This window comes from Weissella koreensis KCTC 3621 (assembly GCF_000277645.1).
Map to the genome: position 1 here is coordinate 145,924 of NZ_AKGG01000012.1, position 21,581 is coordinate 167,504.

The following is a 21,581-nucleotide window of genomic DNA, read 5'->3' on the forward strand; positions in this document are numbered from 1 at the left end:
CGCCGTGAGAAAAATAAAAAAGTATCAATTCCCTAACTTTGGCCAAGAAATGGGAACGTGATATCTTAAATAAAGTTGATGATGGTGAATTTGATAAGTTCAATTCAAACATGACGCTAAATGACGCTTTTAAATCTTGGTTAGATATTTATTCTAAAAAAGTTTTGCCATCAACTTATCGTAAAGCTGAAAATTTTATCCATTTAAACAGGTCATGAGTACATTGGTTTCACTTGAAGTAATTCAGAAGAACCCATTTGATAAAGTTACTTTTCCAAAAGCAAAACCTGCTCCAGTATTTATGGACCGAGTTGATTATTATAAAAAGGATCAGCTAAAATCATTTTTAGATACAGCTGAAATTTTATATGCTGATAAAAAGTACCATGTGTATGCTCTCTTCCGTCTCTTAGCGTTTTCTGGAATGCGTAAAGGTGAAGCTTTAGCTTTGGAATGGAAAGACATTAATTTTGACGGATGTACCATTGCTATTAATAAAGCCTTATCAGTAGACAAGAATGGCAATACGATTTTGAGTACGCCTAAGACAAAAGCTGGTAATCGTATTGTCAAAATTGATAAAATTACCATTAACATATTAAAACATTATCAAGCTATTCAAGCCACATCTATTCTTAAAAGTGGTCTAAAGGCTAAAGGATTTGTCTTTACGAATAATGACCTACAATCTTATATGAAAATTCAAAAGCCACGTAAATGGTGTGAAACAATTACTAAGAAAGCAGATTTACCTCGTATTAAAATTCATGGATTTAGACATACCTATGCTACTCTTTCAGCTCAAGCTGGAATGAATATCAAGCAACTTCAATATCAATTGGGGCATGATGATGTTCAAACAACCTTGGCAATTTATACTGCTGTAACTGAATAAATGAAGGAAACTACTGCTGATATCTTTACCAGTTTAGTTAATTTCTAAAAAGTACCCACTCAGGTACCCTTTTATTCGAACTTCGGCGAACATTTGGGGACTTCAACGAACACATGTATAAAAAACAAACCCCGTCATATCAACGATTATCGCGATACAACGGGATTTGTTTTTTTATATTAAGGAGACAACGGGATTTGAACCCGTGCGCCGGCTCTACACCGGTTCGGCGGATTTCGAGTCCGCTGCATTACCACTCTGCCATATCTCCAACAAATACTATAGTTAATTATAACCATAATATTTAAGCGAATCAACTAAAAAAACCACATCAAATTAAATTTGACATGGATTACAAATGTGATTTAAGTAAAAAAAGAACCCTTAATTCTTTGTTGATTCACGTTTAGCATAGCCGTGTGCCAACAAGACTTCAGACGTTTCTAATTCTTCATTATTCATTAATTTTGTTAACATCCGCATTGAAACAGCCCCAATATCATAAATTGGTTGGATAACTGAACTCAATTGTGGTCGAGTCATAAGAGTAATATGTGAATTATTCACAGTAACTACTTCAAAATTATCAGGAATCTTAACATTATTATCAGTCATATAGTTAAGTACTCCAGCAGCCATTTCATCATCTACTACTACAGATGCTGTAGCACCAGAATCACGAATTTCATCACCTAATTGGTAACCACTCTCATACTCATATTCACCAGCAAAAATCAAATCTTCATCATATTCAATTCCAGCATCTTCCAATGCATTTTGATAACCCTTTAATTTAAAATCACTATTAATTGTTTGATTAAGTGGTCCTGAAATGAAACTAATTTTTTTATGTCCGCTTGCAATTAATTTTTCTGTAATTTCTTGCACAGCAGAAATATAATCAATGTTGACTGACGGCTTTTGATTTTTTAAATCTACCGATCCTGATAAGACAACTGGCACATTAGACTTATCCAATTCTTCTCGTAAACGATCATCAATGATATTTCCCATGTATAAAATACCATCAACTTGTTTACTTAATAATGATTCCACTACTTCAGATGCATTCTTTTCTTCCGAATTAGCTAAAATAATTTGATAGTTGTACATTCGTGCAACGTCATCAATTCCACGTGATAATTCTGAAAAATAGATATTTGTTACATCAGGAATCACGATTCCAACAGTTGTACTTTTCCGTGATGCCAATCCACGCGCAACTGCATTAGGTCGATAATTTAAATTAGCAATAACTGCTTCAACTTTATCTTTAGTTTCGCTACGCACATTTGTATTTCCGTTGACAACCCGTGAAACGGTAGCCATTGATACTCCTGCTTCGCGTGCAACATCATAAATTGTAACCGCTTGTTTTTCCATATTAAGTACCTCCTTTTGATAAATTAATTGATATAAAGGCTATTATATCAATTTATGAAAATAAATACAACCGTTTTCATTCCTAATTTACCAGGGGCTAAGCAACATTTTCACAATGTCTTTATTAAAAAAACTACTAAATTATGTAAATCAAATGAAAATTTTATCATAAAAGTGTAAAATATACATTAATATATTGATAAGGAGTAATATTATGTCTTCAAAAATTAATCAAGTTCAACAATGGCTAAACACCAACCAATTAGATGTTGCATATTTTTCGGATTTCCATTCTATCTCATACTTAACTGGTTTCGAGTCGGACCCTATTGAGCGCATTTTAGCATTAGTTGTTTTTGCTCAAGATGATCCAATTATTTTCGCTCCGGCGCTAGAAGTTGAGGCGGTTAAATCAACAGGTTGGCAATTCCCAGTTTATGGATACCAAGACCATGAAAATGGTTGGCAAATCCTTGCTAATCACATTAAAGAAAATACCAATCACTTAACTCATTGGGCGATTGAAAGTGAACAATTAACATTGGCTCGCGCCGAATTGATTAAATCTGCATTGCCCGAAATTAAATTTGAAGGTGATCTGACAGAAATAATTCAAAATATGCGCTTGCATAAGTCAGACGATGAAATTAAGAAAATGCATTTAGCTGGTGATGATGCCGACTTGGCATTTGAAGCAGGCTTTGCTGCTCTTCAAACTGGAACGACTGAATTATCAGTCGCAGCCAGTCTAGAATTTGAGACTAAGAAACGTGGAATTCCTGGAATGTCATTTGAGACATTAGTCCAATTTGGTGCCCATGCTGCCGATCCTCATGGTGCCACGGGGTTAACTGAATTAAAGAAGGGTGATATGGCGCTCTTTGACCTAGGTACAATTCATGATGGTTATGTCTCTGATGCAACTCGAACAGTCGCTTTTGGTAATGTTTCGGACCATCAACGCGATGTTTATCAAGTCGTCTTAGAAGCTCAACTTGCTGCTCAATCACAAGTTAAGCCCGGTATGACTGCCAGTGAATTAGATGGTATTGCTCGTGATGTCATTACCAAAGCAGGTTATGGAGAATACTTTGTCCATCGTCTAGGCCATGGACTTGGTTCTTCTGTCCATGAATTCCCACAAATCATGGGTGGAAATGATTTAGTACTTGAACCTGGAATGGCCTTCTCAATTGAACCTGGAATTTATATTCCTGGTGACATGGGAGTTCGGATTGAAGATTCAATCGTATTAACAGAATCAGGTGCTGATTCATTTACTCATCTATCAAAAGATCTTAGAATTATTGATTAATTTAAAATATAATAATATCTCTTGTAAACTCTGAAAATTGAGCTTAATTTTCAGGAATTTATGCTGTTTAATATGTTAACTCCAAATTAAAAGACTAGTTAGAACCAATCTCTAACTAGTCTTTTTTTACTTATTAATTTAACCCATAATTGTAATCACTATCATCCATAACTTCAACTTGACCAAGTCTATAACCGTTTCCAACCTGTGAGAAGAAGTCATGATTAGATGTAGTCGTTGAAATCCCATTCATAACAATGGGATTAACATCATCAGCACTATCTGGGAAAATAGGATCTTGCCCCAAATTCATCAAAGCCTTGTTGGCGTTATAACGAATGAAAGTTAAGACTGATTCTGACCATCCCATTGGGTCATATAATTCATGTGTAAATTGCTCTTCATTATTATATAAATCTAGTAAGAATTCATACATCCAATTCTTAAATTCAGCTTGCTCACCTTCACCCAACTCATTAAAGCCAAGTTGGAATTTATATCCAATGTATGTTCCATGCACAGATTCATCACGTAAAATTAATTTAATAATTTCAGCAACATTGTTCAACTTATTATGTCCTAAATAGTAAAGCGGGGTGTAAAATCCTGAATAAAATAAGAATGTCTCCAAAAAGACAGATGCTACCTTCTTTTGAAGGGCTGTTCCATTTTGATAGACAGCATTAATTTTATTTGCCTTATATTGTAAATATTCATTTTGATTAGTCCATGAAAAAATCTCATCAATTTCTTCTGAACTATTTAATGTTTCAAAAATTGATGAATATGACTTAGCATGCACTGATTCCATAAACTCGATATTATTTAAGACCGCTTCTTCATGCTGTGTTCGAATATTTTCCTTTAATGAGGTCATCCCATCTTGAGATTGAAGTGTGTCTAATAAGGTTAAACCACCAAACACGTGCCCTACCAAATAATGTTCCTCTTCAGTCATTTTTCGCCAATCATCCAAGTCATTTGACAAAGGAATTCTGGTATCGAGCCAAAATTGTTCAGTTAATTTCTCCCATGTTGCCTTATCAATCTGATCCTCAATAACGTTCCAATTGATTGCTTGATAATTCTCCGCCATATCTAATAATTCTCCCTATCATTTTCTTAAATTGAACATGATTCACACTCATTGACACCCAATTCACCGTCATCATCAGTATAAGTTCGAATATAATAAACTGATTTAATATTCTTATGATAAGCATACATCCTTAAGATATTCAAATCACGAGTGGTCATCTTATTGGTACGCCCATTTTTCCACTCATAAAGTCCTTCTGGCAAAGTAGAACGCATAAACAAAGTTAAAGCCATCCCCTGATCAATATGTTGTTGAGCAGTTGAATAAACATCAATTACTTTCCTCATATCAAGATCATACGCTGATTCATAATATGGAAGTGTATCATTTTTCAAATATGGCGCTGGATAATAAATTTTACCAATCTTTTTCTCTTGTCGTTCCTCAATCTTATTAATAATTGGATGTAACGAAGCCGTTGAATCATTTACATATGAGATTGATCCAGTCGGTGCAATTGCTAACCGGTAAGCGTTATAAAGTCCAAATTTTTGTATTTGTTCTTTTAAATACTGCCAATCAGCTTGATCTGGAATATGGTGTTGCTTGAATAATTCCTGAACTTTTTCTGTCTTAGGTTGGAAATTATTTTGTAGATACTTATCAAAATATTTTCCATTAGCATATTCAGATTCTTCAAACCCATCAAAAGTAATTTTCCGCTCTTTAGCAATCTGATTCGAGGCCAATAATGAGTAATAGTTTAGCATCATGAAATACATATTGGTAAAGTCCAAAGCTTCTTCATCACCATAATACATCTTATTTTTAGCAAAATACGCTGCTAATCCCATCGCACCAAGACCGACAGCATGTAGTGCTTGATTTCCTTTTTGGACTGATGGTACAACATCTAATTTTGAATTATCTGAGACAAACGAAAGGGCCCGAATCATAGTTTCAACTGATGAAGCAAAATCATTAGTCTCCATCATATTAACGATATTAGTTGATCCCAAATTACATGAGATATCAGTCCCCATTTCTTCATACTCTTGTTTATTATTAATAATGCTTGGCGTTTGAACCTGCAAAATTTCTGAACAAAGATTGGAAGAAACCACCTTACCTGAAATTGGATTAGCGCGATTCACTACATCCAAATTAATAATATATGGATAACCAGACTCTTGCTGTAACTTTGAAATTTCATTTTCTAAATCACGGGCCTTAATCATAGTTTTTTTAATACGCGGATTAGCAACCAAATTATCATACTCATCAGTTATGTCGATATAGTTGAAAGGTTCCCCATACTCTCTTTCCACATCGTAAGGTGAAAAAAGATACATCATAGCGTCTTTTTTGATTAATTCATAAAACTTATCTGGAACAGTAAGCCCCAAAGAAAGGGTCTTAACCCGTATTTTCTCATCAGCATTTTCCTTTTTAGTCGACAAAAATTGCATAATATCTGGATGGAAAACTGATAAATATACTACCCCTGCTCCTTGGCGTTGACCCATTTGGTTGGAATAGCTAAATGAATCTTCTAATAACTTCATCACTGGTACAACCCCGGATGCAGCATTAGCAGTCCCTTTAATCGTTGCACCTGCTTCTCGTAAATTAGATAAATTAATTCCAACTCCGCCACCCATTTTAGATAACTGTAATGCTGAATTAATGACGCGTCCAATGGAATTCATATCATCAGTCGTCTGCAAGACGAAACAGGAAACTAATTCTCCTCGACGTGCCTTTCCAGCATTCAAAAATGATGGAGTAGCTGGTTGGTATCGTTGATGAATCATTTCATTAGCTAAATTCATTACTAATGTCTCATCACCATTGGCATAAAACAAAGAGTTCATGGCCACACGATCAATATAATTTTCAACATAGAAACGTTGGTCGTTTGTTTTTAATGCATATTGTGCATAAAATTTGTATGCTGCCATAAATGATTTAAATTTAAATTGTTCTGACTTGAGGAAAGCATATAGTTGTTCAATAAAAGCAAAGTCATATTGATTCAACATATCTTTATCAATAAACTCGTTCTCTAGTAAATAATCAAATTTAGCTTTTAAAGAATCAAATTTAAGTGTATTTGGAATAACATTTTCTTTTAAAAATGCTTCTAATGCTTCACGATCTTTGTCAATTTGAATCATCCCATTTTTTGGAATATTTAATTCATTATTCAAATCAAAATAAGTTACTTCATCTTGATTCAACGTGTCTAATGCCATTTCATATACTCCCTTATTATCAGATCAAATAAAAAAGACCAATGGTTAAAATAACTTTGGCCCTCTTTATAAACCAACCACTCAATTAATATTTTGTATTAATTGCATCTTAATTTAGATTGCCATACGTAATTTCTTTAATAAATCTGGTCGGAATCCCTTAATGGGCTCTTGTTGATCTGCAAAAACAACTGGGACAGCTTGATAACCTGCACTTTTCAAAAAGTTCATTGCTTCAGCATCATCCTCAACATTTTTTTCAGTAAATTCAATCCCGTACTGTATTAATGTTTTCTTAGTCATCATACATTGCACACAATTATTCTTTGTATAAACTGTGACTGACATGGTTAAAATCCTCCAATTTATTTCTTTTATTTGCACCTTTTTCGGAATGCTTTATGTGCTTTAGTATACCTACGAAAATAACATAAAGCAATATTGAAATTAAATCATTTTCGTGTTAAGGATAAAATAAACCGCTTTAATTAGCTATTTAAAGCCATTTAACAACAAACGTTATTGAGAAACTAAATCTAACGCAATGTTATATTTATTATGCAAAAGAGTTGTTTAACTTTTAAAAATGGAGTATCTTTATACTATTATATTTAACAAGGAGCCTCAAATGATTATCAACTTAATCTATACCTCAATTGCTGGAAATACTAAAAAATTCATTGATAATTTAATTGAATTCTCACAACATAACGAAATTAATTATCAATTTAAAGCTATTGAAATTTCTGCAAACACACAACTAAACACTTTAGATCACCCAAGTTTTGTTTTTGTCCCAACCTATTTAGATGGTGGTAATGGCATTCATAGCGGTGTGAAAGAGATCCTCACTACTCCACTCTTTGAATTTCTTGAAGATCTACCTGATACTAAAAATATTTTAGGCGTCATTGGATCAGGCAACAAAAATTTTAATGCGCAATATGTTTTAACTGCTCGACGTTATGCTATTAAATTTGGTGTTCCTTTAATTGACAACTTCGAATTACGTGGTGTTCCAACAGATGTTGAACGTATCTTTAATAATATTATGACCAGGCTAGATCAAAAGATATCAAATCGACCACTTCAATTTAAACCAACAAAGGCCTATCAATGCATTTCTAACGCTGTGACTGAACTTATAATGATTGATGAAAACCAACAGTTGGTTTCCCCTATCTTTGCTGGAAGCAATTTTAACTTGTCTTCGCAGGCATTAGACCCTATAGAATTAGAAAGACCCGAGGAACTGTATTCTATTCAAGTTAAAGCCTTAACCATTCAACACTATTGGTTGGTACCTCGAACAATCTAAGAACAATATAATTTTTTATATAATTAATAAAAATACCCTTACCATTGAAAGTTAAACTCCAACGGTAAGGGTATTTTTATATTTTTAATTAATCAACTAAATTTTTCAAATAGTCTTGTAATCTAAAAATAGCATTTTGTACTGTATTTGATTCTTCACTATCAAGGTCACTAAACATCGTATGTGTAAGTCCCCGGTGAAAAGCATCATGGGAACGACAAACTGCTTGTCCTTTGGCAGTTAAAACGATTAGAACAAGACGTCGATCAACATCATCACGCTGACGTTCAACATAACCCTTGCGGAATAATTTATCAATCGAACTAGTCATTGTACTTGGTGTTACATGTACAATATGAGCTAGTTTTGATGCGGCCACTTCACCTTGTCCACCAATCGCCGCAATAATGTGCATATCCTTTAGTGTAATATCACTAAACTCAGAGTCACGCAGTGAGGCCTCTTCTATCCACATTGCATTATTAAAAACATCAACAAGTGAAGTATTCACATCTTCAAAAGAAATTTTATCCGCCATTTTCACCATCCTTATTTCTATCAAATTATCTAGAAACATCCGATAATTTGAACTTCTAAATATTCGACACTTCATCTTAACGTGATATTTATTTTTTGTCAAATATCATCGTAAAGATAAAAGCGACCGGGTAAAAAAATTCCGATCGCTTCTCTTCTATTCAGTAATTTATCAAATGATAGAATTATTTATTAAATTATTCTAAACCTTCATCCAATGCCTCTGGGAAATTATCACGAACAATCTGTGCTTCGTGTTTAGACAGCATTGGGAAGTCTGAATCTTGACCAAGATCCAAGTGATACATTCGATCACGTGGTGACATTTCACCAGCAGCATGTTCCACCTCAACAAAGTAATCATCAAATTGATCAACGGTGTCTGGCTTATCTGCAATTGACTTCAATTCCAACTGTGATACCAACAAAAGAACTCGAATGTCTTGACCCAAACTATCGATTAATTCTTTTTGTTCTGGTTGTAGATACAAAGTTACAGCGGCTTCAGCTGGCTTACCAATCAAGTCATTATTACGAGCTACTTCTAAGGCTTTATTGACCGCTGATCGGATATCCATAAACTTAGTCCAACGCGTTAACAATTCGCTATCATGATCCAAATCTTCCACTTCAGGCATATCTGTCAAATAAGCAAATTCACCTGTCTCATTAGGCAAATATTCAAAAATTTCTTCTGCTGTATGAGGCAAAATTGGTAGCATCAGTTTATTTAAGCTCACTAAGATTTTATACAAAACTGTTTGCACTGAGCGACGTAAAATACCATTTGGTGCTTCAACATACAAAACATCCTTGTTGAAGTCCAAGTAAAATGCTGACAAATCAACATTAATAAAGTTCATTAATGATTTATTAACGGCTTGGAAATCATAACGATCATATGCAGACTTCAATTCAGCAACTAGATCATTAAAACGCGCATAGAAATATTGATCAACAGGTGTCATATCAGCAAAAGCGACTTGATCTTTCTGAGAATCAAAGTCACTAGTATTAGCTAGCAAGAATCGCATTGTATTTCTAATCTTACGATAACTGTCTGAAGTTTGCTTAAACCCATCCATGGTAACACGGACATCCTGAGATGTATCAACCGTTGATACCCAAAGACGAATAATATCAGCTCCCATACTATCAGTAATCTCATTTGGTTCAATCGTATTTCCAATGGATTTAGACATTTTTTCACCATTAGCATCTAAAGTGAATCCTTGTGAAAGAACGCTCTTGTATGGTGCATGACCAGTTGCTGCAACCGAAGTAATAATTGATGAGTTAAACCATCCACGGTATTGATCAGAACCTTCCAAGACAAGATCAGCTGGGAACTCTAAATTATCTCGCGTTGCCAAAACACCTTGATGAGAAGTCCCTGAATCAAACCAAACATCCATAATGTCATTTTCTTTAGTAAATTGACCATTTGGTGAATGTTCATTTGTATAACCTTCTGGCAAAAGTTCCTTAGGTTCTTTTTCAAACCAATAAGTTGAACCATTCTCTTCCACTAATTTGGCTACATGTTCAATAATATCTGGGTCTAGGATTGCTGTTCCATCTTCTGCATAGAAAATTGGAAGAGGCACGCCCCAAACACGTTGTCGTGAAATTACCCAATCACCACGATCTTTCAACATATTGTAAAGGCGTTTTTTACCCCAAGCTGGTGAGAAAGTAACATTATCCAATTCAGATAGTAAATCATCTCTAAAATCAGCTACTGAAGCAAACCATTGTGGCACAGCTCGATAGATAACTGGTTTCTTAGTTCGCCAATCAAACGGATATGAATGCGTAATATCTTCTTGCTTTAAGAGAACCCCTTGATCAGATAACTTCTTTAATGAGATTGCATTTGCATCCTCATAGAAGACACCTGCAAAGTCAACTCCAGCTTCTTCAGTCATTTTACCTTGATAGTCTACCGGTACTGCTATTTCTAGGTTGTACTTTTGCCCAACATAAAAATCATCTTCCCCAAATCCAGGCGCAGTATGAACTAATCCGGTCCCTGCATCAAGAGTAACAAAGTCTGCCAACATTACTAATAACTCAACATCATCATAGAATGGATGTTGTGCAGTAATATATTCCAAATCTTTTCCAGTAAATTCAGCCAAAACTTCATAGTCTGACCAACCAAATATTTCAGCATCATGAGCTAACAATTCAGTAGCAATGATATACTTCTTATCTGATCCAGATGGCTTTACTTGTGAATACTTAAATTCAGCATTCAATGAAATTCCACGAGAACCAGGAATGGTCCAAGGAGTTGTCGTCCAAACCACAAAGTAAGTATCATTATCTAGAAGTCCCTTACCGTCCTTCACTTGTTCTGCATAATATGCAGTTGGTGAAGTTACATCATGATACTCAATTTCTGAAAGAGCCAAAGCAGATTCAGAAGACCATGACCAAAAGACTGGCTTTTTACCTTTATAGATATAACCTTTTTTAGCCATGTCACCAAAGACTCGCAATTGAGCTGCTTCAAATTCAGGCATTAAGGTAAGATATGGGTGGTCCCAATCGGCAGCAATTCCCAAGCGCTTAAAGTCATTCATTTGCTTTTTAACTTGCTTGTGAGCAAATTCATCGGCCATTTTACGCCAAATTACTGGTCCAACTGCTTTACGATCTTTTCCCATCTTGGTCAATTGTTGTTCAATTGGCAAACCGTGTGTATCCCAACCAGGAATAAATGGTGAACGGAATCCGTTCATTGACTTGTAACGAACAATAATATCCTTAGAAATTTTGTTCATCGCATGTCCAATATGAATATTTCCATTGGCGTATGGAGGTCCATCATGCAAAATAAACGTAGGTTTTCCTTCGTTTAATTTCTGACGAGCTTCATAGACTTTATTCTCTGCCCAAATCTTTTCACGTCGTACTTCATTGACGGGTAAATTACCACGCATCGGAAATTTAGTTTTACCGATATTCAATGTATTTTTAATTTTCATTAATTTAGCACTCCTATTTTGTATTTTTAAATAAAAAGTCCGCATTGATTAACTTAATAATCAATGCGGGACGTTAGTTTATTAACGTGGTACCACCCGAGTTCGCCAAAAGGCCTCAAAATATTATCATCTTTAATTTGGTCTTTTAGTGATAAGTATTAAGTTTAACTTTTTCGGCTCACACCATCCCGAAATCGCTTAAAAGTACTCTTAATACCGTTTGGTTAAAAAACTCTATTTATAATAAACTAAAATTAATCTTTATTCAAGAATTGATCCCGATTTTGATCTTTTTCAGGTAGAACAACTACAGTATCAACGTCATCAGATTTAGACGTTGCTTTAGCTTCATCAGAAAATTCTGCTAACTTTGCTTGTACAGCAGACTCAAAATCTAAATCAGCTGTTGAAGATATTGGCATAGTAGCTGCTGAAGACATTGGATTAACCGCAGCTGAAGATGTTGGCATAGTAGCTGCTGAAGATGCGGCTACTAATTTTTCATTCGCTGCTGAACCAACTGTTAAGCCTTCAATTTCAGACCAACCATTATCATTATTCACTAAATCAATTTGATTTTTAAGAATTCCTGTCAACTTACTTTTAAATGATAACATTTCTTGAGTTAAAGCATCTTTCTCGGCTTTCAAACGATCAATTTCAACTTGTGAATCATTCTTAATTTTATCTGCATCTCCATTGGCCTTAGTAATAATTTCATTGGCCTTTGAAGTAGCATCCAAAACAGTCTTTTGAGCTTGAGATTCGGCTTGTGAACGAGTTGCTTCCACCTCTGACTCAGTTTGCTTCTTCAAACGTTCGGCAGCTTCTTGCGCAATCAAGATTGAGGAATTAACTGATTGTTTCATTTCCTCTACTTGTTGGGCGTTGGCTTCTGCATCAGCCACCTTAGTCTTCAAAGTTTGATTCTCATTAATCAAATTTTCAAAATCAATTACAATTTGATCCAAAAAGTCATTAACCTCAACTTTATCGAATCCGCGACCGCGACTAGTAAAATCTTTTGAATGAATTTCTTGTGGTGTTAATGCCATATCTCTAACCTCTTCCTATTTTTTGATAACATTTAAGCTAATTCGCCATTTATCTTTTTTTGTTTGTCCATTTATTTCAGTTATTTTTAATCGGCCATAGCGCCGGACCGAAATCAAATCGTTAATTGCTACGACCTCATCCGGGCGATCCATTACGGTCCAATTGATTTTAACTGAACCATGTTCAATCAACTCTTTTGCTTTGGACCTAGATATATTATACCCATTTGCGACAATAATATCCAACCTTAACGAAGCTGCCAACGTTTCTTCTAGTAAGTAATCCTGTAAGGGGTGTAATACGTCCCTGATATCTACTTCTAAATATCGAACTTTAACCCGTCCAATCCGCTCTAAATCAGGTGATTGTTGAACAAATTGTGCAATTGGATTAGTGACAATAATTTGCCAATTTTTCTGTTCGTCGGTAATAATATCGCCAATTCTATTTCGCTGTAAACCAGAATTAATTAATGCCCCTAAAATATCACTGTGATGTAATTCAGCAAATTTGATTGGATAATTAATTTGTATAACTTTCAAATCAAAATCATTAATATTCCAATCATAATAACTAGGAACTAATAAACCACGTTGGCTTTCAGCGTCTTCATAACCGCCCCAAAAATTAACTTTAATTTCATCATCACCATTAATCAACGTTTCCAAAATATAACGTTGACGAGGGTTCAAAAAATCGGTCAGGATAGGTCGATATTCATCATGCGCTTGTCGTAAAAGTCCTTCAGCAAAATCAATAAATTCTGATTCATAAGGTCGAAAATGTTGTTTAATTTTATCAACCATTTTCTCATCTCATTTCATTTTTAATTAATAAAACATTTGGCTAAGCATTCTTAATCCGAATTCAGCTGCTTCTAAAATTAAAATTGCAATCAGTGGTGAAAAATCTAACATACCAGTTCTAGGTAAAAGTTTTCGAACTGGTTCAACAATTAAATCACTCATCCATGTAGCCCATTGACCAAATTTACTTTGTAAGGCACCTGGAAACCATGACATCAAAGCAGTAATTACAATTAATAATTCTAATCCAGAAATTGCAAAGTGTAATAAAGCAAAGATTAAATTCATAAATACCCCTATTTAATTTTCAAAAGAGTTTCCTAGATTTTGTGAAATCGTTCCTGAAATTTCAAAATTATGTGGTGTCGCTAGGAAAATAGATTCTCCAATTCTTTGGACACTACCTTCAACAGATTGTGCAGCTCCAGCTAAATAATCTACTATCCTCATTGATTGAGAATTATCAATTGAACTAAAATTGATCAATGCTGCATTACCATTTAAAATCTCATTTACAATTTCTTTAACATCAGAATAAATTCGTGGCTCAAAAACCACTATTTTAGCTGTGTCTCCTAATTGTGCATCCATAGCTAACACATTTGGCCGTTGCACTTTAGGCTTTGGTCGTGAATCCGCATTATTAGCTGTATTAGCATTTCCAGTATTAGTGGATGGCTCTTCTTCATTATTATTTGATTCATCATAATACTCTTGTGATGATGAATTATATTCATAGTCTTCTTCATTAGAATTAAAAAAATTAGAAACTTTTTGCATAAAGCTCATATCCTATTCTCCGTTAGTTGTTACCCCGGTTTTTCCAGTTAAAGAATGGTGGACGTTCTACTTCTTCGTCATCTACTGTGTCATTTGATGAAAAAGTATCAAATGATTGAGTCCCAGCATTAGGGTCAGTCATTTTTGTTGCATCCGCTGGATTTGAATTCATATTTTGATTCGTATCGTAAGCATTCCATCCATCAAAAGGATCATTAGTTTTGACATTATTATTGATAGAAGAATTACCATCTGTCGCTGCTGCAGTATTATTAGTATTTGCTTGATTTAAATTTAATTCTGGCTTAGTTTGTGCTTCTCGATCGATTCCAGTTGCAACAACCGTCACAACAATTTCTTCACCCAAAGCTTCATCCAAAGTGGTACCAAAGATAACATTGACATCATCCCCAGCAGCCTCTTTAATTGCATCAGCTGCTTGCTGAGCCGCAAACAATGGCATACTGTAGCTTCCCTTAACAGAGAGCAAGACGTCTGTTGCTCCATCGATCTTAGACTCTAATAAGGGTGACTTAATGGCAGCCTTAGTGGCATCGGTTGCTGCACTTTCTCCACTAGCTGAAGCAATTCCCATGACAGCAGTTCCCTTATTCTCCATTACCGTTTTAACGTCAGCAAAGTCGACGTTGATTAGTCCTGGATTCGTGATCAATTGTGAAATTCCACTAACTCCATTTACGAGGACAGAATCGGCCATTTTAAAGGCGTCAACCATTGTAGTATTTCGATCCAAAACTTGAAGAAGGTTGTTATTTGAAACAACGATTAATGAATCAACATTTTTCTTTAGATTGGCAAGTCCTTCTGCTGCTGCTGTTCCACGCTTAGGGCCTTCAAAACTAAATGGTCGGGTTACAACCCCAACAGTCAAAGCACCTGCTTCTTTAGCAATACGGGCAATAATAGGGGCAGCCCCAGTTCCTGTACCACCTCCCATTCCAGCAGTAACGAAGACCATATCAGCACCGTTTAAAGCTTCTGCAATTTCAGCTTCAGATTCAGATGCCGCATCGGCTCCAACTTCTGGTCGAGCACCAGCACCTAATCCTTTAGTCTCTTTTGATCCAATTTGGATTTTAATTTCCGCTGGTGAACTAGCGAGGGCTTGAGCGTCGGTATTGGCAACAATAAATTGCACACCACTAACACCACTGGCGACCATCTGAGCGATTGCGTTTCCACCACCACCACCAACACCAATTACTTTAATTGCTGCTCCTACCGGTTGATTTTCGATTTGCATTTCCATTCGGATAATCCTCTTTCATAAATTAATTCTTTAATTAAACAACTCACTAAACCAATTTTTTATTCTATCCATAATACCAGGTTTACTATCATTGTTTATTGAGTTATTTGGAATACTTGGTTGAATCAGTTGTTCTTCTTCTATAATCTGTTCATTTGGAACTCGAACAACATTTTTTTCATATTTCTTAGATTCATCATTTGTAGGCTCAACTGTAAATGGTAACCCTAGCATCGCCTGTTTTACAATTAAAGCAACTTTATTTTGTTGTGCTGCATAATTCACTAAAGCCCAAGCCCCAACGTATGCCGGATTCTGCAAACCAATTTCATGAGGCATAAATAATTTTGCATTAATCCCATATGCTGCTTGTAAAATATCTTGGGTGTATCGCAAGGAAGAACTCCCTCCTGACACGATCATACCACCAGGTAATTGAAAGGCCGAAATAGTATCTAAACGTTCACCTAACTTAGTTACAATTTGTTGCATCCGAGCACCGATAATTTCACTTAATTCTAATTCAGAAATTCGAATCGGCTTTTTACCAACTGGTTCAACAGTTAGTAAATGTGCCTCATTAGCATATTGTGGTGCCGACACTCCAGCATCTAGTTTAAGTTGTTCCGCATCTTGATTACTGATATTCAAGACCTGACTGATATCATTAGTAATATTAAATCCACCAGCCCCATAGGTTGAAATGAATTTAATTTGATGATTTTGCACGATTGTGGCAGTCGTTTGACCTGCACCCAGATCCAGCAAAATTGTGCCAAATTCTTGTTCGGCATCTGTTGCAATGGTCTGGCTTGCAGCCAAGGGGGCCAAAACCAAATCTCGAAGATTTAGACCAGCCTTTTGAATTGCCGAGCGTAAGTTAGAAACCAATAGACGTGGACCAATATAGGCCGTGGCACTCAATGTTAAATGCGTTCCAACCATATCATTTGGATCAAGAACCCCACCTAAATCATCAACAGTGAATTCTTGAGCCGTTAAATCTAATACAGTTTGATCATGTTCCAATGGGATATTAACGGCAGCTTTTGTTGCAGCTACTACATCTTGGTAAGAAATATGTTGTGAATCTTGTGTTGTTACTGTTCCACGCACCAACCTCATTTGAATTGAATTGGCGGGGATACTTGCAATAACTTCAGTAAATTCTTGATTTGTCTGTTTTTTAACTTGCGATAAAGCTGCTTTGATATCCTGCGCCGTAGCGTCTATATCAACAACAACTCCTCGTTTTACGCCGTGGGAAATTGACCTCCCGACCGCAATCACATTCACTTGTTGATCTCTAACATCAGAAACTAAAACCTTAACTGTACTAGTTCCTACATCAAGACCAACAATAACGCCGTGATTAGCCATTGCCGATCCTCCTCTACCGTCTATTTTTTTATTATATTATTTTCAGTTTTATACTTAAAATAATACCATACATAACTGGATAAATCCTATTAATTATACGCATCATTCATGTTTTTTCAAAACAAATGATGCGTTTTCATTTAATATTGCTGAAAATAAGTTCCCACTTGGAAATTAAATGTTCCATTTTTATCGATCTGGGCAACCATACCTGGATAGTATTTTAATTTATTTTTAATATCAGACGCTTTAATTAAAACCTTATTACCATCATCCATGATCAAAATAACTTTCTCATCATCTTCATGATCTGGGCTCCAGATTACTTCTGAAACACTATTTTGCAATGCCTTAGAGATACCATTAAATTGCATCGCAACTCTTTTTATTGTTTTGTCATTTGGAAATTTCTCATAATTAGGGAGCCGTTGTGGTTTTTCGCCTACGGATTGAGCAGGGATAAATTTACCATCAGCTAAAATATAATAATTCTTATCTTTTTTGGTGACTAACCCCACCTTGGAATTCTCTTCAATTTTAATTTGAGCAACTTGCATGTTCAAATAACTAATTTTAACTTTTTTAATTTGTGAATTTTTTTCTGCACGCTGTATAAAATAATGCTGTTCACTGAGAAGTTGCCAGGCTGGTATTTTTTTATTAATACCACTTGCTGCTAAAACTTCTGCCTTAGTTAAGTCATGATTACCCGTGATTTCCACCTTTTGAAAACGCATCAAAGGTGATAATAACAAGATTAAAAGCAACGAAATAATTGATAGTATCACGATCATATGTATGCTATTTCGTTCCATCGCATTAAATCGATTTAATATTCGAAATGATTGTGATTTTGAAATAGCCTTAGGTTTCGGAGCACGTTTAGCTGATTGTCCTATACTTCTCGAAAAAAACTTATTGATCCTATTCCACATTTTTTGATCTTGTAATTTATCTTCTTGATGCTTCGATTCATCATTTTTATTTTTTTCATTCATAAGTGCTCCTCCCCTCCTTTTTGATATTTAGATAGCTGACTTAATTAGAGTAATAAATTGATCAGCAGAATCTGTTACACCCAATTCTTTAGCATGCTGAGCCATTATTTTTCGTTGATCCTTATTTAACATTAATTGATTAACTTTATTAACTAACGTCCCGCCTGTCAATTCATTTTCACGAATCATCAACGCTGCACCAGCATCAACCATACTTTGCGCATTTTTCGTTTGATGATCATTTGTAACATACGGACTAGGAATTAGAATCATTGGTTTACCTAATGCTGTTTGTTCCGCCAAGCTTGTTGCTCCTGATCGCCCGATAACCAAATCAACACGAGGCATAAGATCTTGCATGTTTGCAATATACGGAACAATTTTAATATTATGCTTTACTGTTAGTTTTTCAGACATGATTTGATCTTGAACTTGTTGAAATCTATTCTTACCCGTAGCAAAAATAATTTGGTAATCTTGCTCATTAAATGCTGGTAATGCTTCGACCATAGCTTGATTTATTTTTGGTGCTCCTTGTGAACCACCGAAAACTAAAACAGTTGGTAAATCATTTGATAAATTAAGTTCATCAAAATTAAATTTAGAATTCAAACTACCAGTCACCACCTGCTGCGCTCGTGGATTACCAACTAATGTAGCTGTATCAAAGAATTGTTCTGCCGCTGGAAATGCGATTCCAACTTTGCTCACCTTGCGTTTTAAAAATTTATTTGTAACTCCAATAACTGAATTTTGTTCATGAATCACTGTCGGAATTTTTAATAACTGAGCTGCGTAAAGGACTGGTCCGGCTACATATCCACCTGTCCCCACAACAACATCCGGTTGAAAGGCTTTTAGCAATTTTTTTGCTTTGGTTACAGCTTTTAAAAACAAGTAAACGGTTTTGAAATTATCCAATGAAAGACTACGCACAAATCCTTGAATTTTAACTGATTCAAAAGAGATACCTGCTGCTGGAACAATTTCTTTTTCCAACCCCCGTTCACCACCAATATAAAGAAATTCGACGGATGAATCCTGTTTCGACCATTCATCAATGGTCGCCAATGCTGGATAAATATGTCCGCCTGTTCCACCGCCTGAAAATACAACTTTCATTAATTTTGCTCCTTTTGCGCAATGAATTCCTGCATCGATTCTACGAAAATATCACCGCGAATTTCAAAGTTGTCAAATTGATCCCACGAAGCTGCTGCTGGTGAAAATAAAATAATATCGTCTTCATCACTAAACTCAAAAGCAGGTACAAAAGCATCTTTGACGCTCTCAGTTTCAACCACCGGAATGTCTAATTCAGACGCCAACTTTGTTAGTTTCGAACCTGTTTGACCAAATGTCACCATTGCTTTAACGTGCTCTTTTATATCTGGCAATAGCCGTGATAGATCGTCTCCTCGATCTAATCCACCAGCTAATAATATAACCGGTTGAGTAAATCCAGAGAGGGCTTTTTGTGTGGCTTCAATATCAGTAGCCTTGGAATCATTATAAATTTTACGATTCTTATATTCACTAACAAATTGCAAACGATGCTTAACTCCACTAAACTCATGTAACACTTTAGCAATAATCGAGGCTGGAACTTGATTTAAACGACCTATCGCTATCGCGGCCAGTGCGTTTTCTATATTATGATCACCTGGAACGCCTATCTGATCAGCAGCCATAATTTGTTCATCTTTAAAATAAAGCCAACCATCTTTCAAATACGAACCTGTTTGCGTTAGATTGTTCCGAGAAAATGGAATAATTTGAGCATGACTAGTCCGTGCAAGCGTCTGCCATTCATCATTATCCCAATTAATAATCAAATAATCATCATTTGTTTGGTTGCTTGTAATCTTTCTTTTCGCTGATACATATGATTCACGTGTTTTATGCCAGTCCAAATGAGACGAAAATATATTGGTAATAACGGCAAAATGCGGATGTATATTTGGGGTATCAGTCAGTTGAAAACTCGACAATTCAGTAACAATGACATCGTCTTTTGATGAATCTGGTGTCACTTCACTCACAGGGGTCCCAATATTTCCTGCAACCAAGGTGTGACCCTTAGCATTTGGCATTGCTCGCATCACGGCGGCAATCATCTCTGTCGTAGTCGTTTTACCATTTGAGCCTGTGATAGCTATCCAATTACCTTTGATATATTTTTGAGCTTCTGCTACTTCAACTTCAGTCTTAATACCACGTTCTTGGGCTGCTTGTAAAATCGGAATCGTATGAGGAATTCCTGGATTTTTAATAATTAAATCAATTTTATCCAACAATTCCACTCCTTGTTGCTGAGTGAATTTTATTCCCTGAGTTCTTAATTGTTGAATATGCGAATCTTCCAAATCCAAATTTGGATCTGAAACAAGTACATTTGCCCCTTCACGGTTTAATAATTTCGCTGCTGCAGCACCTGAACGTGCAAATCCAATTATTAATACTTGCTTAGTCATCAATCAACGCCCCTTTTCTTACTATTAAAATTACATTTTTATTCTTTATAACCAAATCACAAGATATAAAATTGCTGCTAGAAGACCAACTGCCCAAAATAATGTGTCAACTTGCCATTCATTCCAAGGATGCTTAGGATCCATTCGCCAACCACCTTTTTCAAAGGCGTGATGAATCGGTGCCATCAAAAAGACCCGCTTTTTGAAGAAATGATAAGTTCCAACTTGGATCATAACAGATAAAGTTTCTAGCATAAATACTAATCCAATAATCAGCAATGACCATTCAATATTTAAAACTAAAGAATTCATTGCTAAACCAGCCCCCAAGGCCAAAGATCCAGTATCCCCCATGAAAATTTTAGCAGGATTTTGATTCCAAACGAAGAAGCCTAACAAAGCTCCAATTACTAAGGCATTTAATGCCACAACGTCATAATTTCCTTGTTTTAAAGCCACAATTAAGTAAGCACCATAAGCAATCACTGTTAATCCAGTTGCCAAACCATCTAATCCATCAGAAAAATTAACTGAATTAGACCATCCGACCAACCAAATAATCGTAAACAATCCAAAAATAACCACATTTTGAATATTAACAAAACCTAGGTGTAGGACAAAATCAAAGTTACCCAATAACAAAAGTGAAAAAGCAACTAACGCTGCTAAGATCTCAGCAAACAATTTTGGCAAAAATCGAAAACCTTCATCCCGTTTTTCAAATATTTTTACACTATCATCAAAACCACCAACTAAGGCATACAATAAAATTGCTAACAAAATTGCCCAACTAGTAGGGTTCATTGATCCAAAGAAAATTTGCTTAATGACAAATAAAATTGTAATCGTCAAAATAAAACCTGCTCCACCCATTGTGGGTGTTCCTGCCTTAGCTTGATGATCAGGACCTTTTTCAGAATTTCGAATCACTAATTGTTGAAACTTTATTTTATTAAACCAATTCTTTAATAGATAAGTTCCTCCTAGGGAAACTAAAAAGGCAATTAAAAGCTCAGGTAACCACTTTTCGATCATTATTCATACTCCTCCAAAATTATTATTATTAATTTTAACATTCTTTA

Annotated in this window: 20 protein-coding genes and 1 tRNA gene; 4 read left to right on the forward strand and 17 right to left on the reverse strand. The window is 35.3% G+C overall.

The window, feature by feature from the left end:
• Window positions 1-38 precede the first annotated feature (38 nt).
• A complete protein-coding gene (locus JC2156_RS04900; protein WP_006845616.1) occupies window positions 39-218 on the forward strand; it encodes a hypothetical protein in 180 nt (59 codons plus the stop codon).
• On the forward strand, window positions 215-895 hold the full coding sequence (locus tag JC2156_RS04905) for a site-specific integrase (RefSeq protein ID WP_006845617.1): 681 nt from the start codon (window positions 215-217) through the stop codon (window positions 893-895). Before JC2156_RS04900 ends, JC2156_RS04905 begins: the two co-directional genes overlap by 4 nt.
• A 182-nt stretch (window positions 896-1,077) precedes the next feature.
• On the opposite strand, the gene JC2156_RS04910 is transcribed toward JC2156_RS04905, so the two are convergent.
• Window positions 1,078-1,166 (reverse strand) — tRNA-Ser (locus tag JC2156_RS04910).
• 113 nt (window positions 1,167-1,279) lie between these two features.
• Window positions 1,280-2,278 (reverse strand): catabolite control protein A, encoded by a 999-nt coding sequence (gene ccpA / locus JC2156_RS04915; protein ID WP_006845618.1) that lies wholly within the window; start codon window positions 2,276-2,278, stop codon window positions 1,280-1,282.
• Window positions 2,279-2,492: 214 nt separating this feature from the next.
• Here ccpA and JC2156_RS04920 point away from each other — a divergent pair, with 214 nt between their 5' ends.
• A complete protein-coding gene (locus JC2156_RS04920) occupies window positions 2,493-3,593 on the forward strand; it encodes a M24 family metallopeptidase (RefSeq protein ID WP_006845620.1) in 1,101 nt (366 codons plus the stop codon).
• 133 nt (window positions 3,594-3,726) lie between these two features.
• Here the strand turns inward: JC2156_RS04920 and nrdF are convergent, their stop codons facing one another.
• From nrdF to nrdH, 3 genes are all read right to left on the reverse strand, one after another.
• A complete protein-coding gene (nrdF, locus tag JC2156_RS04925; RefSeq protein ID WP_006845621.1) occupies window positions 3,727-4,689 on the reverse strand; it encodes a class 1b ribonucleoside-diphosphate reductase subunit beta in 963 nt (320 codons plus the stop codon).
• A gap of 26 nt (window positions 4,690-4,715) precedes the next feature.
• Window positions 4,716-6,887, reverse strand: coding sequence for a class 1b ribonucleoside-diphosphate reductase subunit alpha (gene nrdE, locus JC2156_RS04930; RefSeq protein WP_006845622.1), 2,172 nt, complete (start codon window positions 6,885-6,887; stop codon window positions 4,716-4,718).
• 114 nt (window positions 6,888-7,001) lie between these two features.
• Window positions 7,002-7,235, reverse strand: coding sequence for a glutaredoxin-like protein NrdH (nrdH, locus tag JC2156_RS04935; RefSeq protein WP_006845623.1), 234 nt, complete (start codon window positions 7,233-7,235; stop codon window positions 7,002-7,004).
• A 280-nt stretch (window positions 7,236-7,515) separates the two neighbouring features.
• Here nrdH and JC2156_RS04940 point away from each other — a divergent pair, with 280 nt between their 5' ends.
• Window positions 7,516-8,205 carry a class Ib ribonucleoside-diphosphate reductase assembly flavoprotein NrdI gene (locus tag JC2156_RS04940; RefSeq protein WP_006845624.1) on the forward strand — a complete coding sequence of 230 codons (690 nt, stop codon included), beginning with the start codon at window positions 7,516-7,518 and terminating at the stop codon, window positions 8,203-8,205.
• Between the two features lie 88 nt (window positions 8,206-8,293).
• Here the strand turns inward: JC2156_RS04940 and JC2156_RS04945 are convergent, their stop codons facing one another.
• The 12 genes from JC2156_RS04945 to mraY all read right to left on the reverse strand — a co-directional run bounded on the left by JC2156_RS04945 (window position 8,294) and on the right by mraY (window position 21,534).
• On the reverse strand, window positions 8,294-8,743 hold the full coding sequence (locus JC2156_RS04945; RefSeq protein ID WP_006845625.1) for a MarR family winged helix-turn-helix transcriptional regulator: 450 nt from the start codon (window positions 8,741-8,743) through the stop codon (window positions 8,294-8,296).
• Window positions 8,744-8,939: 196 nt separating this feature from the next.
• Complete coding sequence (gene ileS, locus JC2156_RS04950) at window positions 8,940-11,735, reverse strand: isoleucine--tRNA ligase (RefSeq protein WP_006845626.1); 2,796 nt, start codon at window positions 11,733-11,735, stop codon at window positions 8,940-8,942.
• Window positions 11,736-11,989: 254 nt separating this feature from the next.
• Window positions 11,990-12,790, reverse strand: coding sequence for a DivIVA domain-containing protein (locus tag JC2156_RS04955; protein ID WP_006845627.1), 801 nt, complete (start codon window positions 12,788-12,790; stop codon window positions 11,990-11,992).
• A 15-nt stretch (window positions 12,791-12,805) separates the two neighbouring features.
• Complete coding sequence (locus JC2156_RS04960) at window positions 12,806-13,597, reverse strand: YlmH family RNA-binding protein (protein WP_006845628.1); 792 nt, start codon at window positions 13,595-13,597, stop codon at window positions 12,806-12,808.
• A 24-nt stretch (window positions 13,598-13,621) separates the two neighbouring features.
• Window positions 13,622-13,885 (reverse strand): YggT family protein, encoded by a 264-nt coding sequence (locus JC2156_RS04965; protein ID WP_006845629.1) that lies wholly within the window; start codon window positions 13,883-13,885, stop codon window positions 13,622-13,624.
• Window positions 13,886-13,897: 12 nt separating this feature from the next.
• Window positions 13,898-14,386 (reverse strand): cell division protein SepF, encoded by a 489-nt coding sequence (locus JC2156_RS04970; RefSeq protein ID WP_006845630.1) that lies wholly within the window; start codon window positions 14,384-14,386, stop codon window positions 13,898-13,900.
• Between the two features lie 13 nt (window positions 14,387-14,399).
• A complete protein-coding gene (gene ftsZ, locus JC2156_RS04975; RefSeq protein ID WP_006845631.1) occupies window positions 14,400-15,647 on the reverse strand; it encodes a cell division protein FtsZ in 1,248 nt (415 codons plus the stop codon).
• Between the two features lie 30 nt (window positions 15,648-15,677).
• Complete coding sequence (gene ftsA / locus JC2156_RS04980; RefSeq protein WP_006845632.1) at window positions 15,678-17,027, reverse strand: cell division protein FtsA; 1,350 nt, start codon at window positions 17,025-17,027, stop codon at window positions 15,678-15,680.
• A gap of 140 nt (window positions 17,028-17,167) precedes the next feature.
• Window positions 17,168-18,025 (reverse strand): cell division protein FtsQ/DivIB, encoded by an 858-nt coding sequence (locus tag JC2156_RS04985; protein WP_006845633.1) that lies wholly within the window; start codon window positions 18,023-18,025, stop codon window positions 17,168-17,170.
• Between the two features lie 27 nt (window positions 18,026-18,052).
• Window positions 18,053-19,147, reverse strand: a complete 1,095-nt coding sequence (gene murG, locus JC2156_RS04990; RefSeq protein WP_006845634.1) for an undecaprenyldiphospho-muramoylpentapeptide beta-N-acetylglucosaminyltransferase — start codon at window positions 19,145-19,147, stop codon at window positions 18,053-18,055.
• On the reverse strand, window positions 19,147-20,499 hold the full coding sequence (gene murD / locus JC2156_RS04995; RefSeq protein ID WP_006845635.1) for a UDP-N-acetylmuramoyl-L-alanine--D-glutamate ligase: 1,353 nt from the start codon (window positions 20,497-20,499) through the stop codon (window positions 19,147-19,149). Before murD ends, murG begins: the two co-directional genes overlap by 1 nt.
• A 45-nt stretch (window positions 20,500-20,544) precedes the next feature.
• A complete protein-coding gene (mraY, locus tag JC2156_RS05000) occupies window positions 20,545-21,534 on the reverse strand; it encodes a phospho-N-acetylmuramoyl-pentapeptide-transferase (RefSeq protein WP_006845636.1) in 990 nt (329 codons plus the stop codon).
• Window positions 21,535-21,581: the final 47 nt, after the last annotated feature.

Excerpts from the sequence above, each read along its gene's own strand:
- JC2156_RS04940 (WP_006845624.1), top strand. The coding sequence starts at position 7,516 with ATGATTATCAACTTAATCTATACCTCAATTGCTGGAAATACTAAAAAA.
- JC2156_RS04955 (WP_006845627.1), bottom strand. The coding sequence starts at position 12,790 with ATGGCATTAACACCACAAGAAATTCATTCAAAAGATTTTACTAGTCGC.
- JC2156_RS04945 (WP_006845625.1), bottom strand. The coding sequence starts at position 8,743 with ATGGCGGATAAAATTTCTTTTGAAGATGTGAATACTTCACTTGTTGAT.
- nrdH (WP_006845623.1), bottom strand. The coding sequence starts at position 7,235 with ATGTCAGTCACAGTTTATACAAAGAATAATTGTGTGCAATGTATGATG.
- JC2156_RS04920 (WP_006845620.1), top strand. The coding sequence starts at position 2,493 with ATGTCTTCAAAAATTAATCAAGTTCAACAATGGCTAAACACCAACCAA.
- nrdF (WP_006845621.1), bottom strand. The coding sequence starts at position 4,689 with ATGGCGGAGAATTATCAAGCAATCAATTGGAACGTTATTGAGGATCAG.
- JC2156_RS04965 (WP_006845629.1), bottom strand. The coding sequence starts at position 13,885 with ATGAATTTAATCTTTGCTTTATTACACTTTGCAATTTCTGGATTAGAA.
- JC2156_RS04960 (WP_006845628.1), bottom strand. The coding sequence starts at position 13,597 with ATGGTTGATAAAATTAAACAACATTTTCGACCTTATGAATCAGAATTT.
- mraY (WP_006845636.1), bottom strand. The coding sequence starts at position 21,534 with ATGATCGAAAAGTGGTTACCTGAGCTTTTAATTGCCTTTTTAGTTTCC.
- ftsZ (WP_006845631.1), bottom strand. The coding sequence starts at position 15,647 with ATGGAAATGCAAATCGAAAATCAACCGGTAGGAGCAGCAATTAAAGTA.
- nrdE (WP_006845622.1), bottom strand. The coding sequence starts at position 6,887 with ATGGCATTAGACACGTTGAATCAAGATGAAGTAACTTATTTTGATTTG.
- ileS (WP_006845626.1), bottom strand. The coding sequence starts at position 11,735 with ATGAAAATTAAAAATACATTGAATATCGGTAAAACTAAATTTCCGATG.
- JC2156_RS04970 (WP_006845630.1), bottom strand. The coding sequence starts at position 14,386 with ATGAGCTTTATGCAAAAAGTTTCTAATTTTTTTAATTCTAATGAAGAA.
- ftsA (WP_006845632.1), bottom strand. The coding sequence starts at position 17,027 with ATGGCTAATCACGGCGTTATTGTTGGTCTTGATGTAGGAACTAGTACA.
- murD (WP_006845635.1), bottom strand. The coding sequence starts at position 20,499 with ATGACTAAGCAAGTATTAATAATTGGATTTGCACGTTCAGGTGCTGCA.
- ccpA (WP_006845618.1), bottom strand. The coding sequence starts at position 2,278 with ATGGAAAAACAAGCGGTTACAATTTATGATGTTGCACGCGAAGCAGGA.
- JC2156_RS04905 (WP_006845617.1), top strand. The coding sequence starts at position 215 with ATGAGTACATTGGTTTCACTTGAAGTAATTCAGAAGAACCCATTTGAT.
- JC2156_RS04985 (WP_006845633.1), bottom strand. The coding sequence starts at position 18,025 with ATGAATGAAAAAAATAAAAATGATGAATCGAAGCATCAAGAAGATAAA.
- murG (WP_006845634.1), bottom strand. The coding sequence starts at position 19,147 with ATGAAAGTTGTATTTTCAGGCGGTGGAACAGGCGGACATATTTATCCA.